Here is a 15,118-nt window from a genome sequence, read left to right as displayed (position 1 = left end):
AACTATCCTAGATATTTAGCACTATACTCATGCACTGTATCTACAAAGATTTTTGGTTGCGCAGGGTCTACCCATTGAGTAATCCCATGGCCCAAGTTAGCAATGTAACCCGTCTTTTCACCATTTGCGTAGGCATCGTCCAACATTGCTTTCACTGCTTTTTCAATTGAAGCAGCCGAACCGTATAAAACAGCCGGATCAAGATTGCCTTGTAAAGCGACACGTCCAGCTACTGTAGTTCGAGCCGTATTTAATGGTGTCGTCCAATCTAAACCTAAAGCATCTGCACCTGTAGTCATCATTGGCTCTAACCATTGTCCACCACCTTTAGTGAATACAATGATAGGAATACGTCGGCCATCTTTCTCACGTTGTAAACCCGCAATGATTTTATTCATGTAGTTTAAAGAGAATTCGAGATATTCACGATGTGCTAATGCCCCGCCCCAGCTATCAAAAATCTGGATTGCCTGAGCACCTGCATCAATTTGAGCATTTAAATAGTCAATGACTGAGTCTGCTAAATGATCAAGCAAAGCATGCAAAACTTCTGGTTGAGCGTACATCATCTGCTTGGTAAAACGGAATTCTTTACTTGAACCACCTTCAACCATATAAGTTGCAAGCGTCCAAGGGCTACCAGAGAAACCAATCAGTGGAACTTGACCACCTAAAGCAGCGCGAATCGTGCTTACCGCATTCATCACATAATCAAGATCTGATTTTGCATTTAACTTTGGTAAATTTGCGACATCTTGTTCAGTACGTACGGTCTTTTGAAACTTAGGGCCTTCGCCAGTTTCAAAATAAAGTCCTAAACCGAGTGCATCTGGAATGGTTAAAATATCTGAAAATAAAATTGCTGCATCTAAGTCGTAGCGACGCAAAGGTTGTAAAGTCACTTCACAGGCAAAATCTGTATTTTTACATAAAGATAGGAAATCACCTGCTTGTGAACGTGTTTCACGATATTCAGGCAAATAACGCCCTGCTTGACGCATCATCCACACTGGCGTGGTATCTACAGGTTCGCGTAACAAAGCACGGAGGAAACGATCATTTTTCAAAGTCGTCATTACCAATCTCTATCTTCTTTATGTGGCAGCATCATATCAAAAACAGAGACATTTTTATAATTTCAATTTCACACAAAAAACTCGTCAATCTACTAAAAAATGCATATTTACACAAAAGTCTACTGCAAGCCGTGGGGTTTTCTGCAATACTTGCAACATGTTACATTGGGGTCATTGGATATTCTTTTAATCACTAAATTGCCAATCTTGGGCTCATAGAAATGAGTTATTGGTAGTTTTATGCACTTTGAGATTAGATCAATTCCCCTATTGCTTATATGAAAATTCTTAAGGTTGAATTACATGTTTGTTCGCTCATTACTCGCTATGAGTTTAAGTTGTATTATTGCTAATGTTGCTTTTGCTGCTTCAACAACTGAGCAACCCCTGAACCCTAAAAAGGTATCAGCTCCTGTGGAAGATCCGATTGATCCTTTAGCAGTAGATGCAGCTTCAACTGTAAAAGCTCAAGCTTCGACACAAATTACCGCTCAAGAACAAAATGACTTAAATCGAGCGTCAACAACATTACAAAATTTGCAAAAAACTGAAGACCCAAATGCTGAATCAGGCATCGCGGCGTCTACGCCAGCTGTTGCTAAAAGCACTGCTGCGTCTACGGCTCCTGCGACAACTGCTGCATCATGGACTTTAGATAGCTTAAACTCGGCAGAATGGTCTGAAAATATTGGTAAAGGCCAACTTCCAGTTTATGCGCGTGCCCATGTAATGCTCAATAATGCACATGCATCGCCAGGTGCAATTGACGGCATGAGCGGTAAAAATACATTAAAAGCAATTTCTTCATTCCAACAAATGAATGGTTTATCACCTACTGGTGATCTGACCAAAGAGACTTGGGATGCGTTGGTTGCGAAACAAAACAAGCCAGCATTTATTGAATACACGATTTCTGATGCTGACTTAAAAGGTCCATATGCTGAGTCGATTCCTTCTGACTACGCATTACAAGCTAAAATGAAAGGTTTGTACTACACGCGTGTGACTGAAATGTTGGGTGAGAAATTTCATATTGATGAAGGTTTCTTAAAGAAATTAAACCCAACTGCGACATTCAAAAAAGTGGGTGAAAAAATCATTGTTCCTAACGTGCGCAATGATTTACCAGAAGATATTCATTTGATTATTGCCCATAAAGGTGCAAAACAATTGTATCTCTTCAATAGCCGGAACCAAATGATTGCCTCATTTCCTGCAACAATTGGCAGTACTGATACGCCTTCTCCGGCCGGTACTTACAAGGTAGTTGGTGTGGCACGTAACCCTTGGTACAGCTATTCACCTTCGAACTTCGTACAAGGTAAAAACTTAAAACCTCTTTCTTTGCCACCTGGCCCGAATGCTCCAGTAGGTAATATCTGGATTGGTTTAAGTAAAAAATCTTTTGGTATTCATGGAACTCCAAATCCATCTTTAATTTCTAAAACTGCATCACACGGTTGTATCCGTTTAACAAACTGGGATGCCAATGATTTAGGAAATAAAGTACGTTCTGGCGTAACTGTTAAATTCCTTGAGTAATCAATATATTCTTTAAAAGACCTGCCTTCATGGCAGGTTTTTTTATTCCTAAAACTATTGATCAATAAAAAACTTTACAACCATATCAATTATGCAACGACATGTTGCAGTTAGCCTATTTTTCTGGCTTCTATAGAACGTTAATATATTTCTCAAGAGATAAATAAAAAATTTGGGAGATTAGATCATGAATGCTTATCTACATCGTGGTGAAGATCGAGGACATGTAAAAGCGGGTTGGTTAGAGTCTTATCATAGCTTTTCATTTGGTAGCTGGTACAACCCTAAATATATGGGTGTCAGTGCTTTACGAGTCATTAATGACGACAGAATTGATGCGCATAATGGTTTCGGTACGCACTCGCATGACAATATGGAAATCTTAACCTGTGTGCTCGATGGTGCAATTTCACACCGCGACACGATGGGAAATGAAGGCCAGATTAAAGCAGGTGAATGGCAGTTAATGAGCGCTGGCACAGGTGTTGCCCACAGTGAAATCAACAACACTGATACACCTGTACATTTATTACAAATCTGGATTATTCCAAACGTAAGAGATGCAGAGCCAAATTACCAGCAAATTAATCTTGACCCACGTAATGATCCAAACAAATGGCATTTAATTGCAGGTCCTGATGCAAATGCACCGATGCATATTCGCCAAAATGCAGAGATAAAGTCAGCTGTATTGGAAAAAGGACATGAGTTAAGTGTTGATCCGGTTAAAAAAGTGAATTATATCCACGTTATTTCAGGTGTAATCCGCATTGGCGATCAAGAAGTTAAAGCAGGCGATGCTTTCGTATTTGAGGATAAAGCGACGATTCAGGCAAACGAAGATAGTCAATTTATTTGGTTCGATTTACCTTAAATTAATCAAAAGCCCTTTGAACAAAAGGGCTTTTTTAATCTCCACCACCACCGCCCCCATCACATCCTCCCGAATCTGAAGATGATGATGAACAGTCATTTGAATAACTAGAACTATGATAATGGGAATCAGAGTAATGATGGGTTGAAGAAGATGAATGATCATGCTCGCCAGATGACGAAGAATTTTTTAAATTTCTAAGCAGTGCAATTAAACAGATCAGACCAATACTGGAAAAAATTGTTATAAACACAATAATAAATAACTTCAAATAACGACCTCCTTGATCAAGCTAAACACACATTAAAATAAACTATTTTAAGTTTCCTTCACATATAAATAGGCACTCGCTCTTGATATACCTAAATGTTGTGCAACAGTCTCTACAGCCTTTTTAATGTCTAATAAACCATTATTCTTTAACTCGTGTATTAATTGTTTTCTCTCATTGAGTTTTAACATACGCGGCGTAGTCGCATGTTTTGAGGCAAATTGATCGATATATCTTCGAATTGCTTCAGACCCATTCGGTTCCAAATTTTCAATAATGTTGTCAGTTTCAATTTTAGTAAACTGATCTAAAGCGCTTTGCATGCCCCTAAATAGGGTTAAATCAATATTCATACATAAAGCGGCCACATATTCGCCCTCTTCATCTTTAATACCAATAGAAGTACTTTTTGCGGGGCGACCATCTGCAAATTGGTTTGCATAGTTTGAAATAAGATTTGGAAATTCTGGAGACATAATTCTTGCCAGCCCTAACTCTGTTGCTGGATCTCCAATTTTTCGACCAGATAAATTATTGTGTATTGAGAGTATGGCATGTTCAGGATTTGTTAAGTCATGGACAACAACTTCGCAAAATGGAAATAGAGTTTCACTTAACCCCTTCGCGATTGTATCTAGTTGAGTGAGTAAATGTTTATCACGATTTCCCAATGTATTTCCTCCAAATGACTTGCTTACTATTTCAAACCCTAGCGTGAAGTATGTAATAGTAATTTAGACTTTTTATCTAATTTTAAACTTAATGTAAATCAAAATCTTATATCTCATTGTTATCACATCAGAAAATAAAATTAGACATTTTATCTAAATATATATATTTTATCTAAACAAGGTCAATATATTGTGCGTTGCTTGAGCAATACGAAATCTTGCATCCGAAAACATTGAATAGAATTAGGTTTAATTATGAAAAATTTAACCCTTCCAACTTATGAAGATGTCGCAGCCGCTGCTGAACGTATTAAAGGTTTTGCAAATAAAACCCCTGTTTTAACTTCACGTACTGTTAACAATGAATTTGAAGCAGAAGTATTCTTTAAATGTGAGAATTTTCAGCGTGTTGGCGCTTTCAAATTTCGTGGTGCAATGAATGCGCTTTCACAGTTCGATGAGGCTCAAAAAAAAGCTGGTGTGGTTGCTTTCTCTTCGGGAAATCATGCTCAATCTATTGCGCTGTCAGCAAAAATCCTTGGTATTCCTGCAACAATCATTATGCCCAAAGATGCTCCTGCTGCAAAAATGGCAGCGACGCGAGAATACGGAGGCAATATTGTTGAATATGACCGCTATACAGAAAATCGGGAACAAATTGGAAAAGAGATCGCCGAAAAAAATGGTCTAACATTAATTCCATCCTATGATCATCCGCATGTTATTGCAGGTCAAGGAACCGCTGCAAAAGAGCTATTTGAAGAGGTTGGTGAGTTGGATTACCTCTTTGTAGGTTTAGGTGGCGGTGGTTTATTGGCGGGGTCTTCCTTATCTGCCCGTCAACTCTCTCCCAACTGTAAAATATATGGTGTTGAACCTGCCCTAGGAAATGATGGGCAAATGTCCTTTAGAAAAGGAGAAATTGTTCATATTGATATACCTAAAACAATTGCCGATGGTGCTCAAATTCAAAGTTTAGGCAAATTAACATTTCCTATTATTCAAAAGAATGTAGATGACATTTTGACTGTAACAGACGAAGAACTCGTTACCGTTATGAAGTTTTTTGCTGAAAGAATGAAGATGGTGGTTGAACCGACAGGATGCCTTGGATTTGCGGCTGCACGCAATTTGAAACATGAGTTAAAAGGCAAACGTATAGGCATCATTATTAGTGGCGGGAATGTCGATATTTCTAAATATGTAGAGTTTTTATCAGCTTAATAAAAGTTGATGTCTATCTATGATTTCTAAAGCGTCATGGATAGACAATACATGCTACTAGTCTCTCGAACCGTTCACGTCTTAATTTAAATATTCACTTTTGGAAATGGCTATGAGATTTATTTCTGAGTCTGAATCTTCTGCTCTCATCAATCATGAACTCGCTTACGATGCCATTTATCAAGCTTTAATTGCTGCAACTCAACCCGACACTAAAAGTTTTCCTGTGGTTCATGGTCAAGCGTCTAATACAAAAAATACGTTTAGTATTAAATCATCTGCTAATCAGCACTTAGCTGGTCTTAAAGTCGGTTCGTTTTGGGAAGATAATCCTAAAAATGGTTTACCACGCCATAACACGCTCATTTTATTATTTAATCAAGCGAATGGAAAAATGGCGGCAGCCATCGAAGCAGGCAAAGTAAATGCCTTCCGTACAGCAGCTTCTAATGCAGTGGCGACCAATACATTGGCAAGAAAAGATTCAAAAGTATTAGCCATATTTGGCACGGGAAATCAGGCCAAATATGAATGTGAGGCATTAGCGAGAATTAGAAATTTCGATCAGATTTTGATTGTAGGACGCGGCCAAAGTAAAGCCGAAAAAATGGCAGAAGAATTAAAACCATTAGGGATTAAGCTTAAAATTGCTGGTGCAAAAGAAGCCTGTGAACAAGCGGATATTATTGTGACAGCGACTTCTTCAAAGACTCCTCTTTTTAAAGCAGAATGGGTCAAAGCTGGTACTCATATTTCATCTATGGGTTCTGATAAGCAAGGTAAACAAGAACTTCCTCCAGAATTATTTTCACAGAGTGGTTTATTTTGTGATCTTAATACGCAGTCTAAAGTCATTGGTGAATTCCAACATGCGCCCGAGTTCACAACTTTAATCAATATAGGCGATGTGCTTTTAGCAAACGCTCAAGGAAGGCAATCTCAGGAACAAATCACAATTTATGATAGTTCGGGACTATCTATACAAGATTTATATATCGCCCAAAAAATTTTAGAAATTTCTTAATATTTATCACTTAACTGCATCATTCAAGCTGATGCAGTTAAGTGATAAGGTATTTCTTTTTATTTGCATTAAATAAACTGCATTAAAAAATAATCCAACAACCGTTCCCTTTCCCCTGCCTTATTTGGGTCTAAAAGCTGAACCATTGCCCCATCAATCACAAACAAGAACATGTGTGCATCTTGCTTTGAAGCATTTGCATTGGTTGTTAAAAGCAAATTATAGATTTCATTAATAAGCCAGTTTCGATAGTCAATCACCACCTGATATGCCTTGGGATGTGTTTTCGCAATTTCAAAAATGGCTTTAAACGGCAAATGATAAAGGCCATCTAAGTTCGCATGTAAAAAATAAATTTTGCGAAGCTTTTCAAGCAGAGTTAAGTCTTTTTGAACATAAATGATGGAAAGCACTTCTTCTTTTAAACCATCTTTTTGAAAAGTTAGACTCATTTCAATGAGGCGTTCTTTTGAGTGAAAATAATTATAAAAAGTTGCTTTAGGCGTTTTTGAAGATTCAATAATTCGGTCCACCCCGACTTTATGAAAACCATATTTATTAAAAAGATATCGAGAGGTATGAAGTACGCTTAAAGCACGAAATGGGAGATCTGAATGTGGCATATTTTTACCGTTATAAATTAAATTTTTGTTGTATATAAATGAGATACAAAATCCGCCACCCTTTTTTGAGAGAAAAAAAGGCATAGCAAAGCCATAAAGACTGTGCTTGGCACATCTCAAGTTTTATTGTTGAAATAAGTTTTTAGCCGTAATAACTTAAAGTCTGAAAAGCCAATGAGCCTTCAAACTGTTTAAAGATGAATTAAGTAGTGTCATTATAGCTTTTGGCAAAGGCTGCCAAGAAATTAAGAATGTGCAAAGCCAACTCCTTTTTATTGGGAGTCCTGCCAGACATTTATAGAATTATGGTGGCAGAACGGAAGAAGGTTGACAGACTAGTATTATCTCAAACTAGCACACCCGAAAGTGTCCCTCTCCCGTCCTACCGCTACGGGAGGGAACGAGTGGTACACCACACAAGGCTATTCCTCAGAAGAAATAACTCTGATGCGGGAGATAATATTCAGCCTGTCAAAGCCGACTGGCAATGTGGCCAGCAGGCAAAGGATAAGCTTCACATTTGTTGCAGTCAAGCACACAAAATGACATTTGCTTTAAATTAGATCATTAAAAAGTAAGGTTAAATAATGAATAAGTTATTGTTAAATTGGGGTTTATAAAGTTGCGGAATTTTGAGATATAGGAGTTTAGGAAACTAGAAATGCGCTAGTGCGGCTTCCGCCACCTGCGCTTTATTATCAAAGTTATTGTGTAATTGAGTATTTGCAATGTGCCCTAAAGCTATGAGGGTTTTCTATTTTTAAAAGAACGCTATCCTGCAACGTAAAATGTACTACGTTGATAGATTAATTTATTTTATCAATTTTAAAAATTTTACCACTTAGAGTACTTTGAAAAAACATTTCAAAACCCGGTCGTATATCTTCACCTTCAACTGTAATGTATTTTAAATTAGAAAAACATTGAGTATTAGCGAAATAATTATCTACTGTTGCCTGAATGACGTATTTAATTCCAAACTGGTCTTTGACACTGATATTTTGTTTAAGCATGACGATATCCTAATAAAATTATGGCAGAAATAATGGACCCGCCTAAATATCCAATAGCAAACTGAGTTTTAACTAACTCTATAATCTAATTTAAATAGTTGATTTATAGACGCATAAAAGGTACGCCCATCTAAATTTAAATCAACTTCAATTCCAGAGGAAAGAAGAACTCTTTTACCAACTTCAACAGTTTTAAAACCTTCACGTGTATTTTGTATTCTATTTAGAGGAATTAAAGACACTAAAATTTCTGTACCATTTTTAGATTTTGCAATTAAATCATTTATTTTTAACAATTTATATCCTAAATTAAAATTTACTTATAATCTTAAAATAATTTTAAAATTAATTTAAAGTGAAAAGCACTCATTAGTGCTTTTCATTTATGACTGCTTATAATTATTTATAGAGCAACAATATTTACAGCATTTGGGCCTTTTTGGCCTTGTGCAACACTGAATTCAACACGTTGACCTTCAGCAAGAGTTCTGAAACCTGAGTTAGCGATTTCGCTAAAATGAGCAAAAACGTCTGGTCCTGATTCTGGTTGGATAAAACCGAAACCTTTAGCTTCGTTAAACCACTTAACAGTACCTTTCATGATATTTGAATTAGACATAATACATCCTAGTTTTTTTAAAAATTTAAACCATTTTATTGGTTATGAGTAACATCGAAATAATAAAGAATGGAGCTGAAAATCTGAAAAAAACGAAGGATTATGACTAATACTGCGGTACTTAGAGAAGATTTACCAAACATGACTTTTTCTAGTTACGTTCATTGTATACGAAAAATAAAATTAATCAAGTTTTCTAATATATATATTTATTTTATTTATAAAATAAGGTGGTGTTCTGCTTTATAGACGAGTTGTACTCAATGTAGGCAGGCAAAGGACAGTGCTCTACCCTTTTGCACTCAAGCAAATGACATTTGCTTTAAATTAGATCATTAAAAATAGGGATAAATAATGAGTAAGTTTTTGTTTAATATTGGTTTATAAGGGTGGCCGATTGAAGAAAGGAATATATTGGTGTGGCTTTCAGTCCCCAGAATTTTATTATTATACGTGTAAAGCTATTTCAGTTTATATTTCTGATTAGTTATATTTAATATCAAATTAAATACAACCATTTATTTTAAAATTGTTTTTATAATATAGAAAATTATAAAAGTTAAAATTTATCAAGCTTAATCCTACTTTGAGGGTTAGTATAAATTAATAATCATTTATGATTTTTAAGATATATCTCCCCCATCACAGATATTAGATTCTGTATATTCTTAATAAAACTAACTAATACCTAAGTTCTTCCAGCCATCAATTATATAAGTATTTTCATCCCCCATTCGATTTTTCTGCTGAGGCTTCGACGTCCTTCTTTGGTTTAGAAGCATCTAGAACAACTGACGTTTGTTCTACAACTTTACCTAATAGTTGGGTTATATTATTTGGTAAATCATTTAACTTTTGATTTAAGTTTTGCTCTTGTTCGTCTTTTCCAAAATAAACATCTACTAGCTTTTCATGTATTTCTTCTTTTTTCGTTTCTGACATATCAGCAATAAATGACTTAAGAGCAGTTAAACGCAAGAAAATTCCTTCATTTTTTTTCCAATATACATAGCTTTTTGATGCTAACCGTGAAGTAAATGTAATAGTAGAAAAAATTAGAATTGAGAAAATAAGTCTAATTCCAAGATAGACTAAGTCTAGTGAAGTATAGTTACCAGTATGTTTTGTAGCAAATTCGCTTAAACTTGAATAAGAAAAATATATCGCAAAGCTTATGATTCCAAGACTTAAGATATTAAAAACATAATAAGCAACCATTTCCCACTTAGCTTTACTCTTATAATCATCTGTTAATTTTATTGACGTCTCATCGCTAATGAAATCCTTAAAACTTCGTGAAGTATCTTTTATAGACTCAACTTCTGCATCAATTAAAATATAAACCTGATCTAACTCACTTATAAGTGCATCCAATCTTACACGAAAGGACTTATAAATTTCTTTTTTAATAATATCAACACTTTCACCCATTTTTACTTCTAATTTTTGCTGATTTTCATTATATAATTGATCAAAATTCAATAAATCATTTTTTAAAATAGCAATTTTATTTTGCAATGTGCTTTGGTCAGAAGTTAAAACTATATTAGAATCCTTAAGACGATCAAAATCTGAGTCAAAACTTTTAAGTTTGTTATTCACACTATCAAACTCATTTTTCAAAGATTTTAAGTATCTATCCATCTCAGACTTCTTCAAGTCAATATATTCATTTAAATTTGACTCAATAGTTTTTCTTGAAGCCTCAAAAACAGGGATCATTTTAATATTATTTCTATAACCATCAACTAGTGGCTTAAACTGAGTTATAATATCTTTTGTTTTTTCTACGATATATTCTAATTCAAATTGAATTTTTAAAAGTACATTCAAACTTTCATTATTTATTTTACTTATATTAAAATTATCCAAAACCATAGAAACATTTAATTCATTAAAATCACTATAACTATGTTTTACGAAAGAGTCAATTTCTCTAACAGTATTTCCATCAAGTTTACTCTTATTTAAATTATAAACCCTTAAATAATCTTCATTATTATCCATGTCAATAAAATCAACGATATAACTTTCTATGGTTGACCAATTTCTTTTTAATACATTTAAATTAGAATTAATTTTATCTATTATCTTTTTAATATCATCAATTAATAAGTTTGTATAATCACTACTATCATCTTTTTGACTTAAAAAAAATGCTAAATCCTGTCTAATCCTTTTTATTATTTCTTTAGACTCTAAAATTTCACTTTCGGCTTCTAAATTACGCATAGTACTTTCACTTCAATTATTATCGAATTTGTATGTGTTAATCACGTACAAATTTATGTCCATATTTTATTGTATCAAAAATTAGTGATTTTTCTATGTACTATGTGAATAAAATTTATTAGAATTATCTGCAATAAACTCTAGTATTGTATTTCAAGGTTCATGAGCAAAACTGAACTAGAAACAAAAACTAATAAAATTTATAGAGACATCTGAAAGAGCTCATAGAGCTGTGCTATTTGTAAACAAAAAAAAAGATAAAAAATTAGTGTTTTTCTTAAAAAAACTAATTTATATACAAAGAAAATGTATACCATTCTATTAATGATGTAGTCAGAAATTCAGATGAAATGCAAATAGTACAATTTTTGTAATTAGAAGCTACAAAGCAAAATACATTACGATTAGACAGATGCACTAATGAGTTAATTGATATTTTATATCCATATTCGATATATAAGAAATTCCTTTAAATAGATATAAATTGATCATTTTTACTTTTATGATCTTATATCTAACCTACTTTGATTAAACATAAATTGAAAAAGGATGCAAGAAAGTAAAGAATAGCTTGGACAATTTTTTTAAATAGCATTGGTATAGCTTAAGAAATCAAAACTAATGAGTAAACTTATGGAATTAGAAACAAGATTAGTATTTATTGATACATGTGCTTATCAAAACAAAAACTTTCAATTTGGTGATCATATACTTCAAAAGCTTCAAAATTTATTGGAAGAAGACAAAATTCAACTTCTAATTACTGATATCACAAAGAAGGAAATTGAGGAACATCTTCTAAAAAAGTCAACTTTAGCAATTAAAAAATTAAATGACTATATCCATGCTGATGGAAAGATATTACGAGCAACTCCAGAGCTATCTATCCATTCTATTTTTGATAAAATTACTAAATATGAGGTATTTAACAACATCAACTCAAAATTTAATGAATTTCTTGAGTCTCCACATGTAGAAAATATTTCGATAAAAGATGTGAATCCTGAAGTAATTTTTAATAAATATTTCGCGAATGAACCACCATTTATAAGTGAAGCCAAAAAACATGAATTTCCAGATGCATTTGTTCTTGAAGCTGTAAAAGACGTAGCGAAATCAAGACATCTAAAGATCTATATCATAAGTACCGATGATGATATGAAGGCATATGCTGAAAAAGATAAAAATTGCATTCATCTCAGCTCTATTGATGAATTAGTCGATTTAGTGTTACGAAATGACCAAGAGCTTTTAGAACCAATCACCTTTGCAGATGGTGTATTCTTAAGTTTAGAAGACAAAATAATACAAAGAGCGAAGGATACTTTAGAAGAATCTCAATTCGAAGCAGAATTTGAAGGTTATGAATATCTTGATGAAGAAGTCTACGATTTAGAAATTGATAAAATTGTTCTCGCCAATAAAACTTTGATTGAAGTTACCGATGAGTCAGCTGAATATGAAGTCGAATTTAAAGTCGAGTTGACTGCAACATATATGCTACCCGATTACGATAGCTCACCATGGGACCCAGAAGATAAGGTTTATGTATTTCTTAGAAAGAATAAAATTACTAAAACCCATAAGCAAAAATATTCTGCAAATATAGAGATTAGTTATTCAGAAGGGATAAAAGCACATGCTGAAATATCTAATTTTCAATTTCAGGACTCAGTGTTTATCTTAACTGAAAAGAATTCAGAAATTATTATAACGAATCCAGCATATAATATGTATGATTAAATCAAAAAGATTATTTATAAGTTTTTAAACTAAAAAATAGGGCTATATCTAATAGCCCTGAATCTTCTTTTAATTTTTCTTATAGTGATTGTAACTTTTCTAAATTTGACAGAGTTTTAAGGTCAAATGTAGCAAATGCTCCATTCCATTTCGGAATATATGGATTAGAATAACCATACTCTGCTTTCTGAGCAACATTCAGTATGTCTACTATGAATTGTAAATCTTTAACATTTAATACATTCTTGACTTCTTCAAAATAAGATGCTCTTTCTGATTTAACAAAAACTCTTAAAGCATGTCGCCTATTTCTTGAAATATAGAAAGATGCATGGGACCACCATACTTGTTTATAAAAATCACCACTCTGCGAAAATTGTGCTAACGATTTAATATACAGAAATGTATCAGCCTCACAAATCTCTTCAAAACTAATAACGTTATCATCTGTATAGTCTTTTAGAAGGTCACCCACAGGAGAATAACATCTTTGCTTTAAGTGCTTTGCAATAAAATCATATTCTTCGAGATTAAAAATTTTAAAACTTACATATTTTTTTTCTATTTGATAGCGATCATGAAAGTTTTCCGGCAACATATATAGTTCATCAAGAATCTCTTTAAGCTCATTAAATTGCTCATTTTTAATTAAAATTGTTATAAGTGAGAGAAAAATTTGATAATTAATAAAACCAAATAACTCTATATCTGCGAGTAAACGCCCAGTTTGGTTTGGAACTACTATTAATAAATTTAGAAGATTTTCAAGAAAACCACGGAAATGCTTAAAAATTTTCGGATCATTAGAATGGATACAAACGACTTCAACAATTTTTTTAAACTCATATAAATGAGGTTGGAAATGTTCTAATTTTTGCTTAAAGACATCCTCAATTACACTATCATTTTTAGAAAGAGCAAATTTAGGTAATTCAGAATAAAGCTTATCTAAATATTGCTTTACCAGACTACTAGCATTACTTTTCCCCTTCTCAACAGCATCTAATGCCATTTTAAATTGAGTATTTGTAAATAAGACAACCTCATCATCCTCTGCCACAATAAAACTTGGTGCAGCTCCAAGATTTTTTGGCTTTTCATATTTATATTTATCAAATGCCCATCGTACTAACTTTTCATATTCTTCTGCATATTTATCAGAATTCGACAAATCGACATGTAATCTTCCCGCATAAAAAGTGGGCTTAGATGTATCAGGTTCTGCAATTACAGCAACTATTTTATTTTTATCCCGTTTACTATAAAGCTCATGAGATAAAATTGTGGATTCTGTGCCCACCCCGCCATGTCGACCATTTGCACGATCTGTATATTTACTATCAATGATCATAATAATTTTTGTTATAGATGAATCGTTAACCATACTTTCCATGAAAGCAATAGGATCATCCCCTTCTCGCAGTTCCCATTTATCTAATGCGATATCAATACCATCCTGCATTAAATTTTCAGCAAGATCCAATACCCATTGTTCATGTTCAGGACTTGACCAACTATAAGATATAAATATTTTAGGAATTTGAATTGGCTGCATTTTATTTTCTCTAATCTGTAACTTATTAATAATTAAAGCTGATTTATTATAATATAAAATAATTTATTAAATTTATTTTCTATTTAATACCTAAGTAATATTGCTCTTTAAAACTAGCTTCTATTGCTTTCTAAAATTTAGAGTATCTACTATGAAAAGACAAACTTTCAATTAAATACTTATACTATTCTTTGCATGAAATCTTTAAGACTATCCATAAATTATAAAACCAATAAAAAAGCCCTAAACCATTATAGTTTAGGGCTTTTTAAGTCATGTATAGCTATTCGAGCTTATATGACTTTAATGTCTTGGTAGGTATATCCAGACTCGAACTGGAGACCTCTACGATGTCAACGCACTACATTATATTTAAAATACAATAACTTAAATTGGTTTGGCGAAACTTTGGCGTAATTCACTATTTATCCACAGGCTCTGAAACTAATTTTTCTTCTTATTAAAATGCCACCAAGTCTTTTTATAATAAACTTCGTCACGCAAGAAATTAATTTTTAGTTCATTGCCATCATAGTCATAAATTTTTGTGATTTCGCCATTCTTGTCAATGTCGGCTAATAGGTCCTGTATTCGAGTATTAGCGAAATCATGAATCTTAATTAGCTGACTTGACATTAGAGCGCTCTTACA

At 33.3% G+C, this 15,118-nt stretch carries 15 protein-coding genes; 5 read left to right on the top strand and 10 right to left on the bottom strand.

Annotated elements, in window-relative coordinates; translation table 11 throughout:
• Positions 1–2: 2 nt before the first annotated feature.
• On the bottom strand, positions 3–1,076 hold the full coding sequence (gene hemE / locus FY048_RS01765; protein WP_446089921.1) for a uroporphyrinogen decarboxylase: 1,074 nt from the start codon (positions 1,074–1,076) through the stop codon (positions 3–5).
• Positions 1,077–1,379: 303 nt separating this feature from the next.
• On the opposite strand from hemE, the gene FY048_RS01760 reads away from it, so the two are divergent.
• A complete protein-coding gene (locus tag FY048_RS01760) occupies positions 1,380–2,618 on the top strand; it encodes a L,D-transpeptidase family protein (protein ID WP_446089920.1) in 1,239 nt (412 codons plus the stop codon).
• A gap of 187 nt (positions 2,619–2,805) precedes the next feature.
• A complete protein-coding gene (locus tag FY048_RS01755) occupies positions 2,806–3,492 on the top strand; it encodes a pirin family protein (RefSeq protein WP_446089919.1) in 687 nt (228 codons plus the stop codon).
• 34 nt (positions 3,493–3,526) lie between these two features.
• Here the strand turns inward: FY048_RS01755 and FY048_RS01750 are convergent, their stop codons facing one another.
• Both FY048_RS01750 and FY048_RS01745 read right to left on the bottom strand, forming a co-directional pair.
• On the bottom strand, positions 3,527–3,763 hold the full coding sequence (locus FY048_RS01750) for a hypothetical protein (RefSeq protein WP_446089918.1): 237 nt from the start codon (positions 3,761–3,763) through the stop codon (positions 3,527–3,529).
• Positions 3,764–3,810: 47 nt separating this feature from the next.
• Positions 3,811–4,434 (bottom strand): helix-turn-helix transcriptional regulator, encoded by a 624-nt coding sequence (locus FY048_RS01745; RefSeq protein ID WP_004643545.1) that lies wholly within the window; start codon positions 4,432–4,434, stop codon positions 3,811–3,813.
• A gap of 255 nt (positions 4,435–4,689) precedes the next feature.
• On the opposite strand from FY048_RS01745, the gene FY048_RS01740 reads away from it, so the two are divergent.
• Together FY048_RS01740 and FY048_RS01735 are read left to right on the top strand one after the other, a co-directional pair.
• On the top strand, positions 4,690–5,658 hold the full coding sequence (locus FY048_RS01740) for a threo-3-hydroxy-L-aspartate ammonia-lyase (RefSeq protein ID WP_446089917.1): 969 nt from the start codon (positions 4,690–4,692) through the stop codon (positions 5,656–5,658).
• Between the two features lie 112 nt (positions 5,659–5,770).
• Entirely contained in the window at positions 5,771–6,682 is a 912-nt protein-coding gene (locus tag FY048_RS01735; RefSeq protein WP_446089916.1) for an ornithine cyclodeaminase family protein, read from the top strand.
• Positions 6,683–6,750: 68 nt separating this feature from the next.
• On the opposite strand, the gene FY048_RS01730 is transcribed toward FY048_RS01735, so the two are convergent.
• The 5 genes from FY048_RS01730 to FY048_RS01710 all read right to left on the bottom strand — a co-directional run bounded on the left by FY048_RS01730 (position 6,751) and on the right by FY048_RS01710 (position 11,169).
• Positions 6,751–7,305 (bottom strand): TetR/AcrR family transcriptional regulator, encoded by a 555-nt coding sequence (locus tag FY048_RS01730; protein ID WP_446089915.1) that lies wholly within the window; start codon positions 7,303–7,305, stop codon positions 6,751–6,753.
• An 806-nt stretch (positions 7,306–8,111) separates the two neighbouring features.
• Positions 8,112–8,318, bottom strand: a complete 207-nt coding sequence (locus FY048_RS01725; protein WP_004643550.1) for a hypothetical protein — start codon at positions 8,316–8,318, stop codon at positions 8,112–8,114.
• Positions 8,319–8,386: 68 nt separating this feature from the next.
• Positions 8,387–8,614 carry a hypothetical protein gene (locus FY048_RS01720; protein WP_003650533.1) on the bottom strand — a complete coding sequence of 76 codons (228 nt, stop codon included), beginning with the start codon at positions 8,612–8,614 and terminating at the stop codon, positions 8,387–8,389.
• Positions 8,615–8,721: 107 nt separating this feature from the next.
• Entirely contained in the window at positions 8,722–8,937 is a 216-nt protein-coding gene (locus tag FY048_RS01715; protein ID WP_003650532.1) for a cold-shock protein, read from the bottom strand.
• A 723-nt stretch (positions 8,938–9,660) separates the two neighbouring features.
• Positions 9,661–11,169 (bottom strand): hypothetical protein, encoded by a 1,509-nt coding sequence (locus FY048_RS01710; protein ID WP_446089914.1) that lies wholly within the window; start codon positions 11,167–11,169, stop codon positions 9,661–9,663.
• A 633-nt stretch (positions 11,170–11,802) separates the two neighbouring features.
• On the opposite strand from FY048_RS01710, the gene FY048_RS01705 reads away from it, so the two are divergent.
• Positions 11,803–12,912 carry a PIN domain-containing protein gene (locus FY048_RS01705; protein ID WP_446089913.1) on the top strand — a complete coding sequence of 370 codons (1,110 nt, stop codon included), beginning with the start codon at positions 11,803–11,805 and terminating at the stop codon, positions 12,910–12,912.
• A 79-nt stretch (positions 12,913–12,991) separates the two neighbouring features.
• Here FY048_RS01705 and FY048_RS01700 read toward each other — a convergent pair whose 3' ends face one another.
• Positions 12,992–14,467 carry a toll/interleukin-1 receptor domain-containing protein gene (locus FY048_RS01700; RefSeq protein WP_446089912.1) on the bottom strand — a complete coding sequence of 492 codons (1,476 nt, stop codon included), beginning with the start codon at positions 14,465–14,467 and terminating at the stop codon, positions 12,992–12,994.
• 444 nt (positions 14,468–14,911) lie between these two features.
• Positions 14,912–15,103, bottom strand: a complete 192-nt coding sequence (locus tag FY048_RS01695) for a hypothetical protein (RefSeq protein WP_446089911.1) — start codon at positions 15,101–15,103, stop codon at positions 14,912–14,914.
• Positions 15,104–15,118 lie beyond the last annotated feature (15 nt).

It is taken from the genome of Acinetobacter sp. 1124_18A (assembly GCF_052824995.1).
The sequence above is the reverse complement of the archived record's forward strand: the minus strand, read 5'-3'. Positions and strand labels throughout refer to the sequence as shown.